The following is a 23080-nucleotide window of genomic DNA, read 5'->3' on the forward strand; positions in this document are numbered from 1 at the left end:
CGCACCTTCTCGTCCGCGACCCGCGGACATTTCGGCATGAGGTCGGGCCCCGTTCAGCGCCGGCGGCGTCCTTCTTCCCAGCTCACGAGCCCGGTGAGCACGACCAAGGCGAGTCCGACCCCGATGAAAGCCCAGGTGAACTCGGCCGATCCGATGTAGCTGACGGGCTCGACGTCGTCGTCCTCGTCGCTCTTCGCGCTCGCTCGTCGCTCAGCAGCTTCGGCGGCCGCGTCGTCGAGCTGCGCTTGCAAGTAGACCGCGCGAAGTTCCACCGGCCAATCCGTCGGGGGTGGAGTTGCCGGGAGTTCGACGCCGATCCACTCGTCCCTGTCGGCATCGTCGCTCGGCTGGGTCTCGGAGCTCGATGAGCCCGCGCTCGTTTCCCCAGCGCTGTTGTCGGGCGCGCCCTCGACGAAGGGGAGCGCGATCGCGACCAGCCCGATCGAGAGCGCCACCACGGCTGCACGAAGGGCCCACGCCCTGCGCTGCGTGAGCACGCCGACGTACAGCACGAGCGCGTCGACCCGCTCGGCCATTCGCAGGTCTCGAGGTGTGGAAGTCGGCAGCGTCGCCCCGCTGGTGGTGTCGCCCACTCGGGGATACACGAACGACGTGTAGTACGTCGAGAGCAGCACCGCGAGGCCCAGGAACACCGGGGTGATGATGGCTCGAAGGGGCAGCGCCTCGCCGGTGGCGGAATAGACGAACCCGAGCAAGCCGGTGTAGATCGCGAGCAGCGCGGTTGCGGCGCCTTGCAACACCGTCACCGCATTCTTCGCCCGGTCGGTAGCCCCGGTGATGACGGTGAAGAGCGTGTCCTCGAACGCCGCATCCCGCTCATCGCGGAACGTCTGGTTCGCCGCCCGGATCTTGGCGGCGGGGTCGGTTTCCTCCGCTTCGTCGTCGTCGGCGACGCCGGTGGCGCTCACAGCGGCCTCTTGTAGAGCGGAGGATTCTTGGGACGCGGCGGATGCACCTTCGGCTTACTCCGGTTCACCCAGCTCTCGGCGGCATCGGCTCGAACGACGTCAAGCTCGACCGGTGCCCCGGTGACCAGATGCCCCGCTCGGGCAACGAGCGGATCCTCGTCATCGGCTTCGACGTGTATCCACACCCTGTTGCCGCGCACGAACTCGCGTCGATCGCAGAGATCGTCTTCGACCTCGCAGAAGATGCGATCCTCGACCTTCTTGGCCATGGGAACCCCCCCCCCCCCCGGGTTACGCGGATTCTGGCAGCGCGGGAATCGCGCGGCAATACCTGAGGAACCCCCAATACGCGCCACACGGTGATGAAGTGCTCACAGCCCCGAGCGCATGCCGCGGCCGCGAACCCGCGCGCACGGTGCGGCGCGCTGCGGACGGCCGGCACCACGGCGGGAGTACGCTCTCGCCCAGCGACGACGCCGCAGCGCGGCGCGGCGATGCGCGGCCTCGGCCGCGGCGAGGAGGCGGAGATGGTCCCCGAGATCAACACCTGGGCGGTGCTGGTGGCGACGGCGTCGAGCATGGCGGTCGGCGCCATCTGGTACGCGCGGGGTGTGTTCGGCACCCGATGGGCGAAGCTCGCGAACGTGGACCTGGACCGTCCGGGCGCGAGCGCCGTGATGCCACTCATCGTGACGGTGCTCGTGAGCTTCGTCACGGCGTGGGTGCTCGCGGGCGCCACGAATATCGCGTGGCACTTCTACGGCGGCGGGTACCTGGCGGCGGCGCTGCTCACCGCGGTGATCCTCTGGGCCGGCTTCACCGCCGCTCGATTCATCACCCACGACGTGTTCGAGGGCCGCCCGTCATCCCTCACCGTGATGAACATCGCGCACGAGCTCGTCACGATCGTCATCATGGCGATCATCATCGGCGTCTGGCCGCCCGCCGGCACCGTCTGACCGTCGGCGGACGCGGCCAGAGCGAACCGCGCCCCAACGCTGCCCCGGGGCATCCGCAGCGCTGAATCGGCACATCATCCCTTGTCGAATCCTTCGGTACTTCGGTACTTCGGTACCGATTTCGAGGGAGCGTTGCTCTCACGCCTCCGCGCCGCTGGCACCGCACCCACCCGGTCCCAGCCCGCAGGCTCTTCACCCCTGCGGGTCGACCGCCCCACCGAAGTAGACCTCGACGGACTTCACCCGGCCGTCCTCGACCTGCGATGCCTCGGCGTTGCGCCAGCGCACCCCGTCGACGCGGTACTCGTACCGGTGAAGCACCACCCCGTCGATCTCGGCGATCTGCAGCGTCTCGGATGGCTCATCGAAGTGGTCGGCGGTCGGAAAGCAGCGCTCCAGCCAGGCGGCCTTGTCGAGGTGATCGTCCTGCGGGCTGGTGAAGACGAAGTCGTCGGCCATGAGCGCCTCGGCTCGCGCGCGATCCTGCTGGAGGAACGCCTGCATGAACGACCTGACCACCGCGACGCTGCTCGGCTCCGACATGCGGCGATGCTACGTCGCGTGCGGCCGACCCACAACGGGGTCGAGAGAGCGGATGCCGCGAGCCACCGCTACCGACCTGACGCCGTACGCCCGCGGCTGTGCCGCAGCACGGCGACCGCCGCGACCGCCGCGAGTCCCCCGAGCGCCACGGCGACGGCCAGCGTCTCGCCGTCGGGCCGAACGACGCTCTGCCCGCGCATCGCCTGCCAGATGACGAGCAGCACCACCGCGGTGTAGGTCGCTCCGGCCGCGGCGAGCAGGCGGGCGCGGGTCGTTTCGTCCAGGTGTGTCCATCGCAGCAGCGCCCAGGCGAGCAGCGGCAGGAGCTGCAGCGCGTGCAGCCCGACGAAGTGCCCGATGCGCAGGTCGCCGTGCTCGAGGCTCCAGCCGGTGATCGGCATGCCGGCGCCGCCATCCGCCGCCCCGACGGTGTGCCCGCCCGAGTCGTTCCAGCCCTTGTTGAAGATCATCGTCAGGGCGGCGAGCATGCCGAGCACGCTGATGCCGATGCCCCAGCGCAGCCCCGCCGCCAGTCCCGGGTCGAGGCCGCGCTGCCGCAGCACGAGCACGCCGGCGGCGATGGTCGCGATCACCACGAGCGACACGATGCCGCCCATCGCGTAGAAGACGGCGGCATCGAAGTCGGTCGCCTCGTTGTAGTGGCTGGTCGTGCCGCGCAGCACCTGCATCTCGACGAGCGCGATCTCGGCGACGAGCGCGACGGTGATGACGGAGCTGAGCACGGCGAGCAGCCGATCGTGGCCGCGCACGTACGACAGGATCCAGCGCAGCGTCAGCAGGTACACGGCGATCGAGAACGCGAACTTGGCGGGTTTCATCCAGGCAGGCGCCCCCGTGAGCACCGTCGGATCGACGATCAGGCCCACCAGGGCGATCACCAACGCGGCGGCACTGACGCCGGCGCCGACCGCGAGCACGGCGCGTGCCGCTGTCGCGGTCGAGGGCGGACGGGAGGAAGAGCGAAGCGGAGTTGCGAGTGAAGTGGTCATGCCCCGATGCTCCGCGCGCGGCATCCGGCCGTCATCGCACCGCGGAACGCCTCGTTCTCGTACCACGGGACGAGGCGCGAACCCGTCCGATACGGTTTCGTTGAGGCGAAGCCCGGCCATTGCCCACCGAGTCGAAGGCGACGGCAGAACCCTAGCCCGAGGCGAGGCCCGAGAGGAGCGACGCATGACGCGAGCTTCAGTTGCGGCGGGTTCACGGGTCACCGACCTCGTCTACGCCGGCGCCGCCCTCGTCGCCGCGGTCCTCGCCATAGTGAACGCACAGTTCAACCCGGCGGTCGTCGTGGCAATGCTCATCGCCCTCGTGCCGTGGGCGCTGCTCGTCTTCGGCGTCGAACTCCCCCTGCTCGCGTTCGCGGCGCTCGCGATCATCCCGGTCATCCCCGTCATCGCGCTCTCCGAGATCGGCGCGGCCCTCTTCCTCAGCCTGGCGGCCGCGAGCCGGCTCGCCAGCAGAACCGACGACTGGTGGCTGATCGGCTCGGTCACCGCCGTCATCATGGCGCTCCCGTTCGTGCCGTTCCTGTTCGGGGTCGAGTGGGATGTGGGCGCGATCTACTTCGCGTTCGGCGGCGCGTTCGCCGTGCTCATCGGCGTGCTCCTGCGGCGCGCAACTCGGCTGGCCGACGAGCTGCGCGCCGCCGAAGGTGAGCTGGCGGATGCCGCGGCACGCGAGGAGCGGCATCGCATCGCGCGCGACGTTCACGACCTCGTCGCGCACTCGCTCACCGTGGTCGTGCTGCATGTCGGCGGGGCCCGGCGGGTGATCCGCTCGAATCCGGATGCCGCTGAGGCGGCCCTCATCGAAGCCGAACGGGTGTCGCGCGAGAGCCTCGACGCGATTCGCGGCGCGGTCGGGATGCTCCGGGATGACGATGAGACCGAGTGGGCTTCGCTGGACCTCGAGCGACTCGTCACGACCTACCGTTCGGCGGGGCTTCCGGTCGAGCTGCGCATCGTCGGAACCCCCGAACCCCTGTCGCTGCCCATCCGGCTCACGCTCTACCGGGTGGTGCAGGAGGCGCTGGCCAACGCCGCCCGGCACAGCGCGCCCGGGGGATCCGCTGCGGTGCAGATCACAATCGACGATCACGCCGTGATCGCACGGGTCTCGAACGGGTACACGCCGGCAGGCGCGACGGATGCCGGTACCGGCCTGAGTCCCGACGGCTATGGGCTCGTCGGACTCCGGGAGCAGGCCGCCTCGCTCGGCGGCGAGCTCAGCAGCGGACCAGAGGGCGATTCGTGGGTCGTCGAGTGCCGGCTTCCCGTCGGAGGTGCCGCGTGAACGCGCCCCTTCGGCTCCTGCTCGTCGACGACCAGGCCATGGTGCGGGCCGGTCTCGCGCTCATCCTCGGTGCCGAGCCCGACATCGACGTGGTTGCCGAATGCGCCGATGGCACTGGCGTGCTGCCGGCCGTTCGTGCGCACCGGCCCGACCTCGTGCTCATGGACGTGCGAATGCCGCGGATGGACGGCCCCGAGGCGACACGGCAGCTGCGCGCGGCATCCGACGCCCCTCCCGTGCTCGCCCTGACGACGTTCGACGACGACGCCGTGCTCTGGGGCGCGCTGACGGCCGGGGCCGCGGGCTTCGTGCTCAAGGACAGCCCGGCCGAGGACCTGATCGCGGCGGTGCGTGCCGTCGCCGCCGGGGGCGCCTGGCTCGACCCGCGGGTACTGCCGCGGGTGCTGGCGCGGGCGAAGGAGCGCGCGCCGTCGTCGGCAACGGCGAGCCGAGCGCTCGAGCAGCTGACCCCGCGCGAGCTCGAGGTGCTGCGCCGCATCTGCGACGGGGCGAACAACCGCGAGATCGCGGCGCAGCTGCGCGTGGGGGAGCGCACGGTGAAGTCCCACGTCTCGGCGATCTTCATGAAGCTCGGCGCCCGCGACCGCGCCGCGGCGATCATCGCCGCCTACGACGCGGGCCTCCGCTCGTAGTCGCGTCTGACGGCCCCGCCTGTCGATCGACCAGCCGCTCGGTCGTCATCCCAATACAGGCCGACATCCGGCTGACTCCCGAAGCGGAGCGAACGAGGATGACCCCCGCGACGGCGGTGCGCGAGTACCCTGTCGCTGGATCGGGTCGAGGAGGAACACCATGCGCTACACACTGCTGCTTCACTACCCCGAGATGACCGCCGACGAGCTCGGTGACGAGGCGCTCGCCGAGGGCCAGCAGGCCTTCACCGCCTACGCCGCCACGCTGCATTCGGCGGGTGTGCTGCTCAGCGCCGAAGTACTGCAACCGTCGTCGAGCACGACGACCCTGCGTGCCGACGGCGACGCCCTGCAGGTGCAGGACGGCCCGTTCGCCGACACGAAGGACCAGCTCGGCGGCACGTTCGTGATCGACGTGCCCGACCTCGACACCGCGATCGAGTGGGCGAAGCAGGCTCCCTCGATGAACTACGGCGCGGGCGGCGTCGAGGTGCGCCCGGGCGCCGTGTACACGGTCGACGGCGTGTGGACTTCCAACGAGTGAACGCCGATGGCGCGCGGGCGGCGGCTGCGGCATCCGTCGAGCTGGTCGCCCGCGCGTCGTACGGGCGGCTGATCGCGCTGCTCGCGGCGTCGTCGGGTGACCTCGCGCTCGCCGAGGACGCCCTGGCCGGCGCCTTCGAGCAGGCGCTCACGAGGTGGCCGGATGCCGGTGTGCCCGACAATCCCGAGGGGTGGCTGTTGACCGTGGCCCGCAATCGCCAACGCGACGCGTGGAAGTCGGCCGAGCGTCGCCTCACCGCACCGGTCGCTGACGACGCCGAGACTCCGGCCGCGGCATCCGTCGACCCCTTGGCCGAGCTCGATCCGTTCGCGATCGGCGACAAGCGGCTGGAGCTGCTGTTCGTGTGCGCGCATCCGGCGATCGACGCCGCCGTGCGCACGCCGCTCATGCTGCAGGTCGTGCTCGGATTCGAGGCGTCGCAGATCGCCACGGCGTTCGCGGTGCCGCCGGCGGCGATGGCCCAGCGGCTCGTTCGGGCGAAGCGCCGCATCCGCGACGCGCGCATCCCGTTCGCGGTGCCCGACCGCCGCGCCATGCCCGAGCGGTTGCCCGCCGTACTCGAGGCGGTCTACGGATGCCACGCCCTCACGTGGCGCGCACCGGCTGACGCTCCCGACTCGATGGCCGGCGAGGCGCAGTATCTCGCGGTGACCCTCGCCGCCCTGCTCGAGCACGAGACGGAGGCGTGGGGCCTTGCGTCGCTCGTGACGCTGTCGCTCGCGCGGCGGGGGAGTCGGCGTGGCGCCGCTCCCGCGCCGGGCCTCGAGCGGGGCTCGTTCATCCCGCTCGACGAGCAGGACGCGTCGACGTGGGACGCCGCGCTCATCGCCGAGGGAGAGGAGTACCTCCGTCGTGCATCGGCGCCGGGGCGGCCGCCGGGCCGCTTCCAGGTCGAGGCCGCCATCGAGGCGGTGCACTGCGATCGCCGTCGCACGGGCGTGACCGACTGGGCGGCGCTGCGCACGCTCTACGTCGCGCTCAACGCGGTCGCCCCGAGCCTCGGTGCGAAAGTCGCCCTCGCCGCGGTGATCGGGCGCGTCGACGGCGCCGCGGCCGGGCTCGCGGCGCTCCCGGAGGAGCCCGAGACGTCGACGTTCCAGCCCTGGTGGGCGGCGCGCGCCGACCTGCTGGCCCGCGCGGGGCGCAGCGCCGAGGCATCCGACGCCTTCGCCCGTGCCGCCGAGCTCACGGATGACCCGGCCGTGCGCACCTACCTGCTGGCCCGCCGGGATGCTACGGCGCGTTCGTGAAGGTCGCGCTCGGGTAGAGCAGGTTCGGAGCCGCCTCCATCGTGAGCGAGCTCGGGTCGTCGAGCGACCAGGCGACCCGCCAGCTGACGGATCCGCCAGGTTCGATCGTGGCGGCCGGCGGGAAGCCGACGTCGTCGGCGGGGTTGAACACGTCGCTGCCGACGTCGAAGACCTGGCTCACCTCCTGGTCGCCCGACGAGAGGGTCGGAAGGGGCAGCGGCTGCAGGTCGGCCGTCGAGTTGTTGGTGAGCGTCAGGGTGAACACGACCGCGTTCGCCTTCGTCGCGCCGACCGCGAAGTCACTCGGCGTGTACGGTTCGGGCACCGAGACCGTGAGGGCGACGCCGTCGTCCCAGGTCATCGTCTCGCCGAACCTGAGGTCGCCCGCCGCCGGTGCCGCGGGCTCCTCGGGTTGCGCAGGGTCGGGCACCGGGAACACCGGCACGTCGGGAACCGCATCATCGATCCCGCTGAAGAGCTGGCCGACCGCCCCGAGGAGCAGCGTCACGAGCATGACGATGCCGACGATCGCGGCGATGATCGAGACGACGAGCCCGGTGATCGCCGCCCACTTCGCGCGGCGCAGCGACAGGCCGATGAGCGACAGCACGAACGCGGCGACCACGAGGATCCACGCGACACCCGTCGCCGCCGGGATGAACATCAACACGAGGCCCGCGATCGCCACGACGAGCGCGATGATGCCCACCACGTTCGGCCCGGGGTTCGAGGGCTCGGTGAACGGATGCTGCGACAGCGCCGTCGTGGGGCCAGCGGCGTAGCCCGCCATCCCCGGGTCGGCGCCCACGCCCGCGACCGCGGCTGGGCTCGCGGCTGGGCTCGCGCCCACCGCCCCGGCTGCGAACGGCACGGTCGGCGCGTCCGCCGGGTACCCGCCCGAAGCGTCCCACCACCCCGCCGACCCGGCCGGGGCGCCGCCATACGGTGACCCCGCGGCATCCGACCCTCGAGACCCCCAGACGAACGGAATCGTCGGACCGGTGGCCCCGACGGGCTTCGTCGCCGCGGCATCCGTCGCCTCGGTACCGCCCGACTCGACCCCGACCTGCGACACGGGCTCGCCCGAGGCGCCCGGCGCCACGTACTCCGTCCAGGCCTCGCCGTCCCAGTACCGCCGCCCGCCGGACCCGTCTTCGTACCACCCCGCGGGCGCCCTCGTCGGGTCGCTCATCTCTCGATGGTGACAGAGCGGGCGCGCCGCCGCACCGGTCGAGTTCCCAGCGTCATCTGCAACCCCACAGCCGCCACCCAGCGCCGCCCGTAGGATCGAACCCATGGCCGGATTCTGGGGCAGACGCAAGCGCGAAGATCCTGAGCTCGCAGCCCAGGACGCCGACCTGGCGAAGCGGGCGGGAACGGCGCTGGTCGCCGCCGACGAGCGCATCCGCGTCACGACCGACGAGCTCGTCTTCGCCGAGGCCGAGCTGGGGCCCGACGCGACCGCCGACCTGCGCACGGCGCTCACCGCGGTGCGGCAGCACCTGGGCGAGGCGTTCCGGCTGAACCAGCTGAACTTCGACGAGATCCCCGACACCGCTGAGGAGCTGCGCACCCGCAACGCGCGCATCGTGCAGCTCTGCGAGTGGGCGCAAGACCTGCTCGACGAGCGCACGGCAGTGCTCGCCGACAAGGTCGCGCGGGCGCGTCGGGCTCCCGAGATCATCGCCGGCGTGCGAGCGGATGCCGCGCGCCTGCGCGCACGCATCCCCCACGCCCGCGAGACGGTCGACCGGCTCGCGGCCCGCTACGCGCCCGAGGCGCTCTCCCAGGTGGAGGCGAACCCCGCCGAGGCCGAGCAGCTCCTCGGATTCGCCGAGCACAGCGCAGGTGTGGCCGAGCGTCGGCGTGAAGCCGGGCAGCGCGAGCAGGCCAACCTCGCGCTCGAGGCGTCGACCGAGTCGGTGCGCCGGGCGGCAGCCCTGCTCGACGCGGTGGAGACCTTCGAGGTCGAGGCGTTGCGCGCCGAGTCCACGCTGGCGGCCATCGTCGAGGACTCCCGCGGCGACCTCGTCGTCGCGCTCAAGGAGCCGCAGTCACCGGGCGTCAGCAAGGCGATCGCCGACCTGCAGGCCGCCCTCGCGAGCCTCCCGCGCGCCGGCGTCAACACCGACCCGTTCGCCCAGCTCGATCGCCTCCGCGAGGCGAACACGGCGCTGGATGCCGCGATCGCCGCCGCTCGTGAGCGTGCCGCCCGTCCGATCCCGCCGCTCGAGCACGTGCGCCACGCGATCGACGACGCCGACCGCCAGCTCGCGGTCGCCCGCGACGTCTTCGCCGGCTACCGCGGCTGGATCGGCGCGGACGCCCGCACCCGTCTCGCCGAGTCCGAGCGCATCCGCCTCGACCTCGACCGCTTCCTCGGCACGCCCGCGGCGCTCGTGACCGTCATCGACGAGGACCACCGCGAGCAGGCGATGCAGATGGCGCGGCGGGTCGCCTACCTCGCCGCCGAGGCGCTGCAGCTCGCGCAGCGCGACATCGACGCGTCGCGTCCGCAGGACCCGGGGCAGTGGGGCGGCCAGGGCTGGGGCGGCGGCCGGCGCAGCGGCGGCGGCGACATGATGGGCGGCATCCTCGGCGGCCTGGTCATCGGCAGCATCCTCGACGGCTTCATCGACTGAGCCAGCTGATCGAACTGAGCGGATGCCGCGTGGCGGGCGCCGCGCTCAGCGCGCCGGCTGCACGCTCGCAGGCTGCGCGCTCGCCGCTCGCCGGTGCGACAGCCGGTACACCGCGTGCCCGATCTTTAGCCCGAAGCCCGTCGAGCCGTGGGGGCCGTAGGGCTCGTAGGCGCGCATCTTCGTAATCCGCTCGCCGTCGGTGTCGATGACGAACACCTGCGGAAAGTCGAGGCGCTTGCTGCCCATGTTCAGCACATGATGGGTGGAGGTCTCGACGACGACCGAGGTGCCGGCCTCGTCGAAGAACCACCGCTCGATGTCGAACCGCATACTCTTCATCTGCGTGAACGCCCAGGCGAGTCCTTCGCGCACGGCCGCGATCCCCACCATGTCGGGATACGGGTAGTGCGGGTCGTAGAGCACGATGTCGTCCGACATCGACGCGGTCGCGGCATCGACATCGAGGGCCTGGACTCCCGCGAACATCGACTCGATGAGGTGCTGCACCGGTGCTGGCATGCGGCACACGCTAGCAGTCAGCGGGCCGCGAACTTACGATGGACCATGGTCGCGTTCCGGGTCGGGCGCAGTCGCCCTGCGCAGCACCTCGAAGTCCACGACGCCGAACTGGCGAGGCGGGCTGGACGCGCGCTGGTCGCCGCCGACGAGCGCATCCGCGGCACCGCCGACGAGCTCGGCTTCGCAGAGGCGCAGCTGGGACCCCAGTCGATCGCGCAGGCGGCCGACGCGCTGGATGCCGCCCGCCGGCGCCTGGGCGACGCCTTCCGGTTGCACCGGCTCAACCACGAGGCGAATCCCGGCACCGCCGACGAGATTCGGGCGCGGTACGCGCACATCGTGCAGCTGTGCGACTCGATCGATCGCGAGCTCGACGAGCAGCTCGGCGTGCTCGCCGATCGGATCGTGCTGGCGCGTCGTGCGCCCGAGCTCATCGAAGGCCTGCGAGCGGATGCCGCGGCGCTCCGCTCCCGTGTCCCGCATGCCCGCGCGACCATCGACCACCTCGCCGCCCGCTACGCGCCGGAGGCGCTCGCCGACGTGAACGGCAACGTCGCCGAGGCCGATCAGCTGCTCGGATTCGCCGAACACAGCGTCGGCGTCGCGGAGCGCCGTCGCGCGGCTGGTGAGCGCGAGCAGGCGAGCGTCGCGCTCGAGGCATCCGTCGAATCGGTGCGCCGAGCAGCGACCCTCCTCGATGCGGTGGAGACCTTCGAGGTCGAGGCGTTGCGAGCGGAGTCCACGCTGGCCGTGCTCGTCGAGGAGTCCCGTCGTGACCTCGCCGCCGCGCTCGAGGAGCCCCGCTCTCGCCGCGTCGCGGATACGATCGGTGAGCTGCAGGCCGCCCTCGCCGCCCTCCCGCCGGCCGGCGTCAACACCGACCCGTTCGCCCACCTGAGCCGACTGCGCGAGGCGCGCGAGGCGTTGGATGCCGCGATCACCGCTGCCCGCGAGCGCGCGACGGATCTGATTCCGCTGGTGAGCCACGTGCATCACGCGATCAGGGACGCCGACCGGCAGCTCGATGTCGCTCGCGATGCCATCGCCGGCCACTCGGGCTGGATCGGCGCGGAGGCCCTGGCACGACTCGCGGCGTCCGAGCGCGCCAGGATCGATCTCGGCCATTCCCTCGGCGGCTCCGGCTTCACGGCGACGATCACGGTGAAGGACCAGGATCACCGAGAGCAGCTCATCGCGATGGCCCAGCGTGTCGCGTCCCTCGCGGGCGAGGCGCTGCACCTCGCGCGGCGTGACCTCGACGCCCTACGCCACCGCCCAGCCCACTGAGCTGGTCGTGGCGCTCAGCCCTCGGCCTGCGCCTGATCGATCAGCCGCTGCGCGACATCCGGCACCGAATTCGTCCACGCCCGCGGCGGCCGCTCGTACCCGCTCGAGGCAGGTCGCGGCGGGATCACGACGTCGATGTGCTCGACGGGCCCCCACGGCACCTTCGAGAGGAGGTGGGAGATCATGTTGATGCGCGATCGCCGCTTGTCGTCGCTCTCGACCTCGTACCAGGGCGCTTCGGCGATGTCGGTGTGCACGAACATGGTGTCCTTCGCGCGGGAGTAGTCCTCCCACTTCGTGATCGACGTCACGTCGTTGGGGCTGAGCTTCCACCGTCGCATGGGGTCGTTCAGCCGAGACCGGAACCGCTCCTCCTGCACGACATCCGACACGCTGAACCAGTACTTCAGCAGGATGATGCCGTCTTCCACGAGCATCCGCTCGAAGGTCGGCGCCTGGTGCAGGAACCGGTGGTACTCCTCATTCGTGCAGTACCCCATCACGCGTTCCACGCCGGCGCGGTTGTACCAACTGCGATCCATGAGCACGATCTCGCCCGCCGCCGGCAGGTGCGACACGTACCGCTGGAAGTACCACCGGGTCTTGTCGCGAGCGCTCGGCGTGGGCAACGCCACGATGCGCGTGACGCGCGGGTTCAGGTACTCCATCACCCGCTTGATCGTGGAGCCCTTGCCCGCGGCATCCCGCCCCTCGAAGATCACCACGACCCGCGCGCCGGTGTGCTGCACCCACGCCTGCAGGTCCACGAGCTGCGCCTGCAGCGCCTTGAGTTCCCGCTCGTAGAGCTCCTTCGGCATCCGCTTGGCCATGCGCCACCCCCTCCGCTGCAGCCTACGGGCGGATGCCGCGCCGCGGCGCTGTGCGCGCCAACGCGTGCCGTTCGGAGAACAGCACGCAGTCGGTCCGCCGCACGTTCGTCGAGGTCCGAACGAGCTCAGACGCGCGCCCCACGGCGCACGACGCCGCCGAGCGCATCAGCGTCGAGGGCGAAAAGGTCGCGCGAGCCGGCCGTCGCGGCGCCGGCGAGGCCGGCCGCCTGCGGCAGCAGCTGCTCGGCGTAGAACCGGGCCAGCGGCAGCTGCGACTCCGCGATGCCGTCGGGGTCGAGTCCGCGGGCGGCGAGCGCCGACTTCGCCATGAGCCAGCCACCCAGCACGAGCCCCCAGATGCGCTGGTACGGGGTCGACCCCGACAACACGGCATTCGGGTCGGTGGCGCCGGTGCGGAGCATCCACACCGTCGTCTGCTCGAGGGTATCGAGCTGCGCTTTGAGCTGCGTGCGGATCGAGGCGAACTCGTCTCCGGCGGCCGCGAGCTCGTTATCGAGCTCGCGCATGGTGGCGATGAACTCGAGCACGGATGCCCCGTCGCGAACCGGGAGCTTGCGGCCCACGAGGTCGGCGGCCTGGATGCCGTTGGTGCCCTCGTAGATCGCCGCGATCCGCACATCGCGGTAGTGCTGTGCGACGCCGGTCTCCTCGATGAATCCCATGCCGCCGTGGATCTGCAGCGCCAGGGAGGTGAGCTCGTTGCCGAGGTCGGTGCCGAACGACTTGGCGATGGGCGTGAGCAGGCCGACGATCTCGTTCGCCCGGGCGCGCACCGCGGCGTCGGGGTGGTGCGTCGACACGTCGGTGTAGGTCGCGGTCAGCAACATCATGCGGCGCATCCCGGCGATGTACGCCTTCTGCGTCATGAGCATGCGGCGCACGTCGGGGAAGTCGATGATGGGGGAGTCTTGCGTCGCGCCGATCGCGCGGCCCTGGATGCGCTCCCGCGCGTAGTCGAGCGACTGCTGGTAGGCGAGCTCCGACACGGCGAGGCCCTGCATGCCGACCGAGAGGCGGGCGCTGTTCATCATGACGAACATGATGCGCATGCCGAAGTTCTCTTCACCGACGAGGTAACCGGTCGCATCTTCGTACGAGAGCACGCAGGTGGGCGAACCGTGGATGCCCATCTTGTGCTCGACGCCGACGGTGTGCACGCCGTTGCGCTCGCCGAGCGAGCCGTCGTCGTTCATGAGGAACTTCGGCACGATGAAGATCGAGATGCCCTTCGTGCCGGCCGGCGCGTCGGGCGTGCGGGCGAGCACGAGGTGCACGATCTGGTCGCTGAGGTCGTGGTCACCGAAGGTGATGAAGATCTTCTGGCCGGTGATGCCGTAGCTGCCGTCGGCGCGCTTCACCGCCTTCGTGGTGAGGGCCCCGACGTCGGAGCCGGCGTGCGGCTCGGTGAGGTTCATGGTGCCGGCCCACTCGCCGCTGACCATCTTCGGAAGCCACTGCCGCTTCTGCTCGTCGCTGCCGTAGTGGAGGAGCGCCTCGATCGCGCCCTGCGTGAGCAGCGGCGCAAGGGCGAACGCCATGTTCGCGGTCGTCATGAGCTCCTGGAGGGCGAGGCCGACCGTGCGCGGGAATTCGCCGCCGCCGAACTCCTCGGGCAATGGCACCGAGCCCCAGCCGGCGTCGACATAGGCGGCGTACGCCTGCTTGAATCCGGTCGCCGTGCTGACGGTGCCGTCGGGGTTCAGCCGCGATCCCTCGATGTCGCCGGCACGGTTGGTGGGTGCCACCACCTCGGCCATGAAGTTGCCGGCCTCGTCGAGGATCTCGGAGACCGTCTCGAGGTCAGCGTGCTCATACCCGGGGAGCAGCGCGACGGCGTCGTAGTCGACGACGTGCTCGAGGATGAAGGCGATATCGGCTGTCGGGGGTCGGAATGCACTCATGCCCGGCAGCGTAACTCCGCTTTCGTGGGCGGGTCGTGATCTCTGCGGGTTCCACGATACGCGTCATCGCGCCGCTCGCCGGTTTGGCAGCATCCCACAACGCGCCGCCTCATGGCGTCGAGGCGATCCTAGGTTGTCGACTATTGGGCGGTCCTGTTGGCGACGGCGCATGAAACCGGCTCGACCACGACGTGATCCCGGGCACCGCCGACGAGGTGCCCGCTACCTGCGCATCGTGGAGCTGTGCGAGCTGAGCGAGGACGAGCTCGATGAGCAGACCTCCGCCCTCGCCGAGTGGATGCAGCGGGCGCGGCGTGCGCCCGAGATCATCGCTGCTGTGCGACCGGATGTCGCGGAGCTCCGCTCCCGTATCCCAATTGCCTGCGCGACCATCGACCACCTCGCAGCGCATTATGCACCAGAGGCACTCGCCCACGTTCAAGGCAATGTTGGCGAGCCGGACCAGCTCCTCGGATTCGCCGAGCACAGCGTCGGTATAGCGGAGCGCCGCCGCACGGCCGGTCACCGCGAGCAGGCGAGCGTCGCGCTCGAGGCATCCGTTGAATCCGTGCGCCGAGCGGCGACCCTCCTCGATGAGGTGGAGGCCTTCGAGGTCGAGGTGTTGCGAGCCGAGTCCACGCTGGCCGCGGTCGTCGAGGAGTCCCTTCGCGATCTCGCGGCCGCCCTCGAAGAGCCCCGCTCCCGCCGCGTCGCGGACACGATCGGCGAGCTGCAGGCCCCCCCTCGCCGCCCTCCTACCACCCGCGCTCGGCGAGAAAAAGAGGGGACGGATGCCGGGATTGCCGCGGCCAGTGAACACGAGACGCGCATATGAAAATCGCCCGATTGCTGCCGTCTCAGCGAGCTCTCGGTCCGCAACATGCCCGATTCAGGGGACCTCAACACCAGCGCTGACCGATAGCCTTTGAGCCCATCGACCAACAACCGATTTCCACGCCTGGGTGGAGGAGTCAAGAAGCCAATATGACGCACGACGCAGCCAAATCGATAGCACAAAAGTCTGGTTCGCCGAGGGTCGTGAGGCGGTAGTGGCACTCAAGAAGTCCGACTTATATGGCTCGCTCTGGAAGAGCGCGGATGAGCTTCGTGGGGGCATGGATGCCAGCCAATACAAGGACTTCGTCCTGACGCTGCTCTTCGTGAAGTACGTCTCTGATAAGGCTAAAGCTGACCCGAATAGCCTGATCGAAGTCCCCGAGGATGGCTCGTTTGACGCCATGCTCAAGGCCAAGGGCGACAAAGAGATCGGCGACCGGTTCAACAAGATCATTGGCAGGCTCGCGGAGGCAAATGGTCTCCGAAACGTCATTGACCAAGCCGATTTCAACGATGAGGAGAAGCTCGGCAAGGGGAAGGAGATGCAAGATCGCCTCTCCAAGCTGGTCACTATCTTCAACGATCTCGACTTCCGCGGCTCCCGAGCCGAGGGCGATGATCTGCTCGGTGATGCATACGAGTACCTGATGCGCCACTTCGCCACCGAGTCGGGTAAGAGCAAGGGGCAGTTCTATACCCCCGCTGAGGTCTCCCGGATTCTCGCCAAAGTAGTGGGAATCAACGGAGAGACGCGCCAGGATCAGACGGTTTACGACCCCGCCTGTGGCTCCGGTTCACTGCTCTTGAAGGCTGCAGACGAGGCGCCGCGAGGGATGACGATCTATGGCCAGGAAAAGGACAATGCCACCTGGGCTCTCGCCAAGATGAACATGATCCTCCATGGCAACGAGATCGCAGAGATCGAAAAAGGCGACACCATCACCAGCCCGAAATTCACGGTCGGCAACAGCCTGAGGGCATTCGACTATGTCGTCATGAACCCGCCGTTCTCTACCAAGTCTTGGAGTAGTGGACTTGAGAACGACTACGACCGATTCGAGTATGGCCGGCCGCCGGAGAAGAACGGCGACTACGCCTTCCTCCTGCATGCGCTCAAGTCACTCAAGAGCACAGGTAAAGCAGCGATCATCGTCCCGCACGGTGTCTTGTTCCGGGGTAACGCCGAGGGCGCCATCCGCACCCGCCTTCTGAAGCAGGGCTTCATCAAGGGGATCATCGGCCTGCCCGCCAACCTCTTCTACGGCACTGGCATTCCGGCGTGCGTCGTCATCCTCGACAAAGAAAACGCCGTGGCACGCACAGGCGTCTTCGTGATTGACGCATCCAGGGGGTTTATCAAGGACGGCAACAAGAACCGCCTCCGCAGCCAGGACATCCACAAGGTTGTCGACACCTTCAACAAGCAGGTCGAGATCCCGCGCTATTCGCGAATGGTCCCGATGAGCGAGATCGCCGACCCAAGGAACGACTACAACCTCAACATTCCGCGCTATATCGACTCGTCGGAGCCGGAAGACCTCCAGGACCTTCACGCCCACCTGCACGGTGGCATCCCAGACCGCGACCTGGACGCCCTCAGCGGCTACTGGGACGCTTTCCCGCAACTCCGTAGTCACCTTTTCAAGCCAAACCGACCGGGCTACAGCGACCTGACGCTCGATGTGAGCCACGTGCAGCAGACCATACTTGACTCGAAAGAATTCCAGAAGTTCGCCGACGAGGCCCGTGGGCTCACTAATGACTGGTTTGACGCCTGGCGCCCGCGGCTGGCGGACATCGACGAGAACATAATGCCCTCGGAACTCGTAACCGAGATCAGCGATGACCTGCTAAGACGCTTTCGCCCTGTGCCGTTGCTCGACGAATATGACATCTATGAGCAGCTAATGACCTATTGGCATGAGGCCATGCACGACGATGTGTTCCTCGTGATGATCGGGGGCTGGATCGGTGCCGCCATGCCACGCGCGGCCCGCGTGATCGGCACGGATAAGAGCGGCAAGGCGAAGTTCGAAGAGGCGCACATCACTACAGGGAGCCGAACGTCCACAAAGCGGTACGTGATGGACCTCGTCCCGCCTGAGCTGGTCGTGCGTCGCTACCTCGCTGACGACCAGGCGAAACTGGACCAGCTTTTGACCGACGCCGAGGTTGCATCGCGCGCCCTGGAGGAGTACCTCGAGGAGCACGCCGCCGAAGATGGCTTGGTCTGGGATGCCGTTGAAGACGACAAGGTCACCCAGAAGTCCGTGACGGCGGCGTTGAAGGATGCGAAAGTCTCGGGCGACGACGAAGTGACCGGGGCACTGCAAGAGGTTCTGGCTTTGATGAAGGCGGAAACTGGAGCGAAAAAGTCTGTCAAGGAGGCGCTGGGAGCGCTCGAGTTGGCCACGCTGAAGAGGTACGGTGACCTGACTGAGCCAGAGGTCATCAGCCTTGTTCTCGATGACAAGTGGCGTGCGACTGTGGTGTCTCGCGTCGTCGAGGAGGTAGAGGCGCTTACGCTCGCGCTGGTATTTCGCACCCAGCAACTCGGTGGCCGTTATGCACAGACGCTGGCTGCCCTCGACAGTAAGTTGCGAGATTCGGAAGCGAAGGTTGCTCGTCAGCTCGCCGCTATGGGAATCGAATCATGAATGTCCTCGCGACGGAGCCCCTCGGCAAACTACTAAAGAGGCCCGCGACGTACGGGATTGTGAAGGCGGGTGCGTTCCGGCGGAACGGAATCCCCATGGTTCGTGGCGGAGACATCCGGCCTGGCAGAATCCTGGGTGATCTGCCGCGGGTTTCGGACGCGAAGAGCCAGGAGTATGCGAGAACGGTACTTCAGCCGGGAGATGTTCTGATAGCACTTGTTGGCTATCCCGGGAACACCGCCGTCGTTCCGGAGAACCTCAGAGGAGCAAACATCTCGCGGGCGGTTGGGCTGCTCCGCCCAGGTCCGGAACTTGATCCGAACTACCTGGCGCATTTCTTGAACTCACCGTTCGGGCGTCGAGAATTCTTGAAGCCGAGCGCCGGCTCCGCACAGATTGTCGTCAACCTCTCCGACCTGAATAAGCTTCAAATTCCGCTTCCAGCGCTACCTGAGCAGCACGCAATTGCCTCCTCGCTGTCGGATGTCGAGAACGAGGTCGATGCGGTGGAGCGCCTGATTGCAAAGAAAGAAGCAATCAAGCAAGGAATGATGCAACTCCTTCTGACTGGCCGCGCTCGCCTACCAGGGTTCGACGCACCTTGGACAACCAAGCCGTTTGGGGAGCTGCTGGCCTACGAGCAGCCCGGCCGATACCTCGTATCTAGTGTCGAGTACGTGGCCGCTGGTACCCCGGTCCTCACGGCCGGCAAAACCTTTGTTCTAGGCTACACATCGGAGCGTCGCGGAACATATGCGAGCGTACCGGTGATCATCTTCGACGATTTCACCACAGCATCGAAGTTGGTTGAGTTTCCGTTCAAAGCGAAGTCCTCGGCTATGAAAATGCTGTCTGCCCGCCCTGGCGTCAACCTGCGGTACATCTTTGAGCGGATGCAGCTCGTTGACTTCGTCGCTGTGGACCATAAGCGTCGGTGGATCGCTGAATACAGCAAGATTGAGATTGCGGTCCCCGAGCTTGCGGAACAGGACGCTGTCGCGGTCATCATGGAAACCTGCGATTCGGAGATCCGGCTCTTGCAAGAACGTCTCGCCAAGGCCCGCGACATCAAGACCGGTCTGATGCAGCGACTCCTAACTGGCCGCGTACGCATTGGTTCGGAGCCTGCCTCATGAACTCCGAGTGGGCGATTGCGCAGCTGGACACGTTCGTTCAAAAGTCTGAGCCACGAGGCCGGACATGAGCTGTCCGAGCAGGAAGCCCAAGAGTGTCTCGCCCCACTCAACGTCCTCGCTCGGCGGGTGGATCCAGCGGAAATGGAGTCCGTCTCGTGAGTAATGTCGGTCAGATCGAGCGAAAGGCGCAGGATCGAGTGGTCCAGCTGTTCACGCAGCATCTGGGCTACGAATACCTGGGTAACTGGGGGTCCCGCGAGGGCAACTCGAACATCGAGGTGGGCCTGCTGACTAAGAACCTCAATGCCCGTGGCTTTGACGACAACCTGATCACTCGCACCCTAGAGCAGCTAACCAAGGCCGCAGCCGTCGGCCCCGGCCACGATCTCTACGAGGCCAATCGGGATGTATATCGACTCCTCCGCTACGGAGTAAAGGTCAAGCCGGGAATTGGCGATCAGACTACGACGGTCCGGCTGATCGACTGGATCCATCCCGAGGCGAACCATTTCGTGGTCGTCGAGGAGGTCACTGTCCTAGGGCAGCACAACAAGCGGCCGGACATCGTGCTTTATGTGAACGGTATCGCGTTGGCGACCATCGAGCTGAAGCGATCGATCGTCTCGCTTTCTGAAGGCATACGCCAGACCATCGGCAACCAGAAGCCGGAGTTCATTCGTCCTTTCTTCTCAACTGTCCAGTTCGTGTTCGCGGGGAACGATGTCGAGGGACTTCGATACGGCGTCATCGACGCCTCCGAGAAATATTGGCTGGAGTGGAAAGAGCCGTCTGACATCGAAGATCGTCTGGATCGTTCGCTCCTTCAACTATGCAACAAGGATCGCTTTCTCGAGTTGATCCACGACTTCGTCGTCTTCGACGCAGGGGTCAGGAAGGGTCCACGCCACAACCAGTACTTCGGTGTAAAAGCTGCCCAGGAGCGCATCGCGATGCGCGAGGGCGGCATCCTCTGGCACACCCAGGGCTCGGGTAAGAGCCTCACCATGGTGTGGCTCGCGAAGTGGATCCGTGAGCACCAGGACGATGCACGAGTTCTGCTGATAACCGACCGAACCGAGCTCGATGAACAAATCGAAGAAGTCTTCAAAGGTGTAAACGAGCAGATCTACCGGACGTCGAGTGGCGCCGACCTGTTAGACACACTGAACAAGTCGCAGGAGTGGCTGATTTGCTCGCTCGTGCACAAGTTCCGGGCCAGCGATGACCAGAACTCTATCGATGAGGTTGGGGAAGACTTCATTAGGGAGTTGAACGCCGCAATCCCGAAGGAGTTCAAGGCGAAGGGCAACCTGTTCGTGTTTGTGGACGAGGCCCACCGCACCCACTCGGGCAAGATGCACCGTGCGATGAAGCAGCTCCTGCCCGAGGCAATGTTCATCGGCTTCACCGGCACTCCGCTGCTCAAGGCTGACAGGGCCACAAGCATCGAGACCTTTGGCTCGTTCATTCACACGTACAAGTTCGACGAGGCCGTGAAAGACGGTGTCGTCCTTGACCTTCGCTACGAGGCCCGAAGCATCGATCAAAATCTGACGTCGCCGCAACAGGTCGACAAGTGGTTCGAGATCAAGACCAAGGGCATGACCGACCTCAGCAGAGCCGAGCTCAAGAAGCGCTGGGGCACCATGCAGAAGGTCGTGTCCTCTGAGCCTCGGGCGAAACAGATCGTCAACGACATCCTGATCGACATGGAGACCAAGCCTCGACTGATGGATGGCCGCGGCAACGCGATCCTCGTCGGCTCGAGCATCTATCAGGCGAGCAAGTTCTTCGAGATGTTCGTGGCTGCCGGGTTCCAGGGCAAGTGCGCTATCGTCACGAGTTACGCTCCGAACGCGGGTGACATCGCCAAGGAAGACGCCGGCGAGGGCAAGACAGAGAAGATCCGTCAGTATGACATCTACCGGAAGATGTTGGCGGACTACTTCAATGAGTCTGAAGATGCCGCGATGGGCAAGGTCGAAGAGTTCGAAAAGGACGTCAAGAAACAGTTCGTCGAGAACCCTGGCCAGATGCGCCTGCTTATCGTCGTCGACAAGCTACTCACGGGTTTCGACGCACCTAGTGCAACGTACCTCTACATCGACAAGAAGATGAGCGACCACGGCCTCTTCCAGGCGATCTGCCGCGTCAACCGACTCGACGGTGACGACAAGGACTACGGCTACATCGTCGACTACCAGGACCTCTTCAATTCCCTTGAGGACGCGATCACCGATTACACGTCGGGGGCGCTCGATGGATACGAGAAGACGGACATCGACGGCCTGCTGACCGACCGTATCGCCAAGGCTCGCGAGGACCTCGACGAAGCCCTTGAGCGTGTTCGCGCGCTGGTTGAGCCTGTCGCGCCACCGAAGAACACGCTGCAGCACCAGCGATACTTCTGCGCAGTCGAGCCTGGCAACGCAGAGCAGCTCAAAGCCAACGAGCCGAAGCGAGTTGAGCTGTACAAGTCGGTCGCGGTCGCGACGCGGGCATTCGCAAACCTCGCGAACGAGATGACCATCGCGGGCTATACCGAGGCCGAAGCCGAGGCGATCCGCGGAGAGATCGCCTTCTACGTCAACGTACGAGCGGAGGTGAAGCTCGGGTCGGGTGAGGATGTCGACTTCAAGCAGTATGAAGCTGGCATGCGGTTCCTGCTTGATACCTACATCCAAGCCAGCGCCTCAGAAGTAATCTCAACGTTCGAAGACGCTGGCTTGATCGACCTGATCGTCGGGCTCGGGGCCGGTGCACTCGACAAGCTCCCTGAGGGCATCAAATCCAGCCCCGAGGCCGTTGCCGAAACGATCATCAACAACATGCGAAAGCTGATCATTGACGACCGGGCGCTCAACCCCAAGTTCTACGACAAGATGAGCGAGCTGCTCGATGCCATTATCGAGGAGCGGCGCCGGAACGCCATCGAGTATCAGCAGTACCTCGCTCGCCTTCTCAACGCCGCGACGCAGCTCGGCAGCAGGGAGTCCGGGTACCCCTATCCCGACTGGGCAAACAACGGGGCCAAGCGAGCACTCGTGGACTTTTTCGCCCCCGATGATGAGCTGGCCCGAGAAGTCGACCGAATCGTCCGAAACACGAAGCCAGACTCTTGGGTTGGCAACAGACTCAAGGAGCGAAAGGTCGAAATGGCCATCCGCGCTTCCCTGCCCGTCGAGTTCGGTGAGTTTGACGAACTATTCAATCTGGTGAAGGCGCGAGATGAGTATCGCTAGCGGGTACATCACTGTCCGCGGAATTAACGTGGATGTCGTCTACAAGGACATCAAGAATCTGCACATCGGCGTCTATCCGCCAATGGGCCGAGTTCGCGTCGCCGCGCCATCGCGACTGGGCGACGAACAGGTGCGGCTCGCCGTCATCCAGCGGCTGCCGTGGATCAAGCGGCAGCGCGAGCAACTCAAGAACGCGGCACGCCAGTCCGAGCGCGAGATGACGAGCGGCGAGTCTCACTACGTCTGGGGTGCCCGTCGCCGTCTCAAGGTCGTAGAGCGCCCTGGTCGGCCTCACTTCGAGCTTGAGGGGGAGCGCCTCGTTCTATATGTGCCGCCGGACACTTCCTCAGAGAAGCGACGCCAGCTTCTTGATGGGTGGTACCGCGAGCAACTTCGTCATGCCATTCCCGCGCTCGTGTCGCGGTGGGAATCGAAGCTTGATGTCAGCGTGCCAAGGTGGACGATCCGCCACATGAAGACCAAGTGGGGTTCATGCAATCGCGAGAGTCGGCACCTCTGGTTCAACGTCGAGCTTGCGAAAAAGCATCCAGACTGCTTGGAGTACATCGTCGTCCACGAGATGACTCACTACTTTGAACGAAATCACGGCGAAGTGTTTGCGAGGCTTATGGACAGCTATTTGCCTGACTGGAGGGCGCGTCGCGATGTGCTCAACGATTCGCCACTGGCTGAGGAAGAATGGGCTTGAAGATGGGAATCAGTCCCGAACGCGCTGACAGCCGTTGGCCCAAGACGCCGATCAGTCTCGAGCGAGTGGTGGCGCGCAAGTCGC

The 23080-nt window shown here is 66.8% G+C and carries 20 protein-coding genes; 11 read left to right on the forward strand and 9 right to left on the reverse strand.

The genetic code is table 11. The features are described from left to right. Positions 1-53: 53 nt before the first annotated feature. Both AC1DZA_RS01320 and AC1DZA_RS01325 read right to left on the reverse strand, forming a co-directional pair. Positions 54-929 (reverse strand): hypothetical protein, encoded by an 876-nt coding sequence (locus AC1DZA_RS01320; protein ID WP_476771386.1) that lies wholly within the window; start codon positions 927-929, stop codon positions 54-56. Further along, complete coding sequence (locus tag AC1DZA_RS01325) at positions 926-1198, reverse strand: hypothetical protein (protein WP_476771387.1); 273 nt, start codon at positions 1196-1198, stop codon at positions 926-928. Before AC1DZA_RS01325 ends, AC1DZA_RS01320 begins: the two co-directional genes overlap by 4 nt. 258 nt (positions 1199-1456) lie before the next feature. On the opposite strand from AC1DZA_RS01325, the gene AC1DZA_RS01330 reads away from it, so the two are divergent. Further along, positions 1457-1888, forward strand: a complete 432-nt coding sequence (locus tag AC1DZA_RS01330; protein ID WP_476771388.1) for a DUF1761 domain-containing protein — start codon at positions 1457-1459, stop codon at positions 1886-1888. A gap of 192 nt (positions 1889-2080) precedes the next feature. Here the strand turns inward: AC1DZA_RS01330 and AC1DZA_RS01335 are convergent, their stop codons facing one another. Both AC1DZA_RS01335 and AC1DZA_RS01340 read right to left on the reverse strand, forming a co-directional pair. Next, positions 2081-2431: a nuclear transport factor 2 family protein gene (locus AC1DZA_RS01335; RefSeq protein WP_476771389.1), complete on the reverse strand. Its 351-nt coding sequence runs from the start codon at positions 2429-2431 to the stop codon at positions 2081-2083. A gap of 68 nt (positions 2432-2499) precedes the next feature. Then, positions 2500-3441 carry a hypothetical protein gene (locus AC1DZA_RS01340; RefSeq protein WP_476771390.1) on the reverse strand — a complete coding sequence of 314 codons (942 nt, stop codon included), beginning with the start codon at positions 3439-3441 and terminating at the stop codon, positions 2500-2502. A 184-nt stretch (positions 3442-3625) separates the two neighbouring features. Here AC1DZA_RS01340 and AC1DZA_RS01345 point away from each other — a divergent pair, with 184 nt between their 5' ends. From AC1DZA_RS01345 to AC1DZA_RS01360, 4 genes are all read left to right on the forward strand, one after another. Next, entirely contained in the window at positions 3626-4747 is a 1122-nt protein-coding gene (locus AC1DZA_RS01345; RefSeq protein WP_476771391.1) for a sensor histidine kinase, read from the forward strand. Continuing rightward, the gene (locus AC1DZA_RS01350) at positions 4744-5400 is read left to right on the forward strand and encodes a response regulator transcription factor (RefSeq protein ID WP_476771392.1); all 657 of its coding nucleotides are present in this window, start codon (positions 4744-4746) and stop codon (positions 5398-5400) included. The genes AC1DZA_RS01345 and AC1DZA_RS01350 overlap by 4 nt, the downstream gene beginning before the upstream one ends. A gap of 160 nt (positions 5401-5560) precedes the next feature. After that, a complete protein-coding gene (locus AC1DZA_RS01355; protein ID WP_476771393.1) occupies positions 5561-5944 on the forward strand; it encodes a YciI family protein in 384 nt (127 codons plus the stop codon). Continuing rightward, positions 5941-7215 (forward strand): RNA polymerase sigma factor, encoded by a 1275-nt coding sequence (locus AC1DZA_RS01360; RefSeq protein WP_476771394.1) that lies wholly within the window; start codon positions 5941-5943, stop codon positions 7213-7215. The genes AC1DZA_RS01355 and AC1DZA_RS01360 overlap by 4 nt, the downstream gene beginning before the upstream one ends. Here the strand turns inward: AC1DZA_RS01360 and AC1DZA_RS01365 are convergent. After that, the gene (locus AC1DZA_RS01365) at positions 7199-8407 is read right to left on the reverse strand and encodes a DUF2510 domain-containing protein (protein ID WP_476771395.1); all 1209 of its coding nucleotides are present in this window, start codon (positions 8405-8407) and stop codon (positions 7199-7201) included. The genes AC1DZA_RS01360 and AC1DZA_RS01365 overlap by 17 nt on opposite strands. A 103-nt stretch (positions 8408-8510) precedes the next feature. Here AC1DZA_RS01365 and AC1DZA_RS01370 point away from each other — a divergent pair, with 103 nt between their 5' ends. Continuing rightward, a complete protein-coding gene (locus AC1DZA_RS01370) occupies positions 8511-9857 on the forward strand; it encodes a hypothetical protein (RefSeq protein ID WP_476771396.1) in 1347 nt (448 codons plus the stop codon). 45 nt (positions 9858-9902) lie between these two features. Here AC1DZA_RS01370 and AC1DZA_RS01375 read toward each other — a convergent pair whose 3' ends face one another. Continuing rightward, positions 9903-10376, reverse strand: coding sequence for a nuclear transport factor 2 family protein (locus AC1DZA_RS01375; RefSeq protein ID WP_476771397.1), 474 nt, complete (start codon positions 10374-10376; stop codon positions 9903-9905). A gap of 45 nt (positions 10377-10421) precedes the next feature. Here AC1DZA_RS01375 and AC1DZA_RS01380 point away from each other — a divergent pair, with 45 nt between their 5' ends. Next, the gene (locus AC1DZA_RS01380; RefSeq protein WP_476771398.1) at positions 10422-11663 is read left to right on the forward strand and encodes a hypothetical protein; all 1242 of its coding nucleotides are present in this window, start codon (positions 10422-10424) and stop codon (positions 11661-11663) included. 14 nt (positions 11664-11677) lie between these two features. Here the strand turns inward: AC1DZA_RS01380 and ppk2 are convergent, their stop codons facing one another. The 3 genes from ppk2 to AC1DZA_RS01395 all read right to left on the reverse strand — a co-directional run bounded on the left by ppk2 (position 11678) and on the right by AC1DZA_RS01395 (position 15235). Then, a complete protein-coding gene (gene ppk2, locus AC1DZA_RS01385) occupies positions 11678-12493 on the reverse strand; it encodes a polyphosphate kinase 2 (protein WP_476771399.1) in 816 nt (271 codons plus the stop codon). 125 nt (positions 12494-12618) lie between these two features. Continuing rightward, a complete protein-coding gene (locus tag AC1DZA_RS01390; protein ID WP_476771400.1) occupies positions 12619-14415 on the reverse strand; it encodes an acyl-CoA dehydrogenase in 1797 nt (598 codons plus the stop codon). Positions 14416-14524: 109 nt separating this feature from the next. Next, a complete protein-coding gene (locus AC1DZA_RS01395; protein ID WP_476771401.1) occupies positions 14525-15235 on the reverse strand; it encodes a hypothetical protein in 711 nt (236 codons plus the stop codon). A gap of 229 nt (positions 15236-15464) precedes the next feature. On the opposite strand from AC1DZA_RS01395, the gene AC1DZA_RS01400 reads away from it, so the two are divergent. From AC1DZA_RS01400 to AC1DZA_RS01415, 4 genes are all read left to right on the forward strand, one after another. Further along, positions 15465-17909, forward strand: a complete 2445-nt coding sequence (locus AC1DZA_RS01400) for a type I restriction-modification system subunit M (protein ID WP_476771402.1) — start codon at positions 15465-15467, stop codon at positions 17907-17909. Beyond that, positions 17906-19045 (forward strand): restriction endonuclease subunit S, encoded by a 1140-nt coding sequence (locus tag AC1DZA_RS01405; protein WP_476771403.1) that lies wholly within the window; start codon positions 17906-17908, stop codon positions 19043-19045. Before AC1DZA_RS01400 ends, AC1DZA_RS01405 begins: the two co-directional genes overlap by 4 nt. Before the next feature lie 155 nt (positions 19046-19200). Continuing rightward, positions 19201-22287 carry a type I restriction endonuclease subunit R gene (locus tag AC1DZA_RS01410; protein ID WP_476771404.1) on the forward strand — a complete coding sequence of 1029 codons (3087 nt, stop codon included), beginning with the start codon at positions 19201-19203 and terminating at the stop codon, positions 22285-22287. 28 nt (positions 22288-22315) lie between these two features. Beyond that, on the forward strand, positions 22316-22996 hold the full coding sequence (locus AC1DZA_RS01415; protein WP_476771405.1) for a M48 family metallopeptidase: 681 nt from the start codon (positions 22316-22318) through the stop codon (positions 22994-22996). The last annotated feature ends 84 nt before the right edge of the window (positions 22997-23080 follow it).

This window comes from Agromyces sp. P2_B3 (assembly GCF_056404815.1).

Coding starts and splice junctions, on each gene's coding strand:
- AC1DZA_RS01335 (WP_476771389.1), bottom strand. CDS start 2,431: ATGTCGGAGCCGAGCAGCGTCGCGGTGGTCAGGTCGTTCATGCAGGCG.
- AC1DZA_RS01330 (WP_476771388.1), top strand. CDS start 1,457: ATGGTCCCCGAGATCAACACCTGGGCGGTGCTGGTGGCGACGGCGTCG.
- AC1DZA_RS01365 (WP_476771395.1), bottom strand. CDS start 8,407: ATGAGCGACCCGACGAGGGCGCCCGCGGGGTGGTACGAAGACGGGTCC.
- AC1DZA_RS01405 (WP_476771403.1), top strand. CDS start 17,906: ATGAATGTCCTCGCGACGGAGCCCCTCGGCAAACTACTAAAGAGGCCC.
- AC1DZA_RS01380 (WP_476771398.1), top strand. CDS start 10,422: ATGGTCGCGTTCCGGGTCGGGCGCAGTCGCCCTGCGCAGCACCTCGAA.
- AC1DZA_RS01355 (WP_476771393.1), top strand. CDS start 5,561: ATGCGCTACACACTGCTGCTTCACTACCCCGAGATGACCGCCGACGAG.
- AC1DZA_RS01375 (WP_476771397.1), bottom strand. CDS start 10,376: ATGCCAGCACCGGTGCAGCACCTCATCGAGTCGATGTTCGCGGGAGTC.
- AC1DZA_RS01390 (WP_476771400.1), bottom strand. CDS start 14,415: ATGAGTGCATTCCGACCCCCGACAGCCGATATCGCCTTCATCCTCGAG.
- AC1DZA_RS01340 (WP_476771390.1), bottom strand. CDS start 3,441: ATGACCACTTCACTCGCAACTCCGCTTCGCTCTTCCTCCCGTCCGCCC.
- AC1DZA_RS01370 (WP_476771396.1), top strand. CDS start 8,511: ATGGCCGGATTCTGGGGCAGACGCAAGCGCGAAGATCCTGAGCTCGCA.
- AC1DZA_RS01345 (WP_476771391.1), top strand. CDS start 3,626: ATGACGCGAGCTTCAGTTGCGGCGGGTTCACGGGTCACCGACCTCGTC.
- AC1DZA_RS01325 (WP_476771387.1), bottom strand. CDS start 1,198: ATGGCCAAGAAGGTCGAGGATCGCATCTTCTGCGAGGTCGAAGACGAT.
- ppk2 (WP_476771399.1), bottom strand. CDS start 12,493: ATGGCCAAGCGGATGCCGAAGGAGCTCTACGAGCGGGAACTCAAGGCG.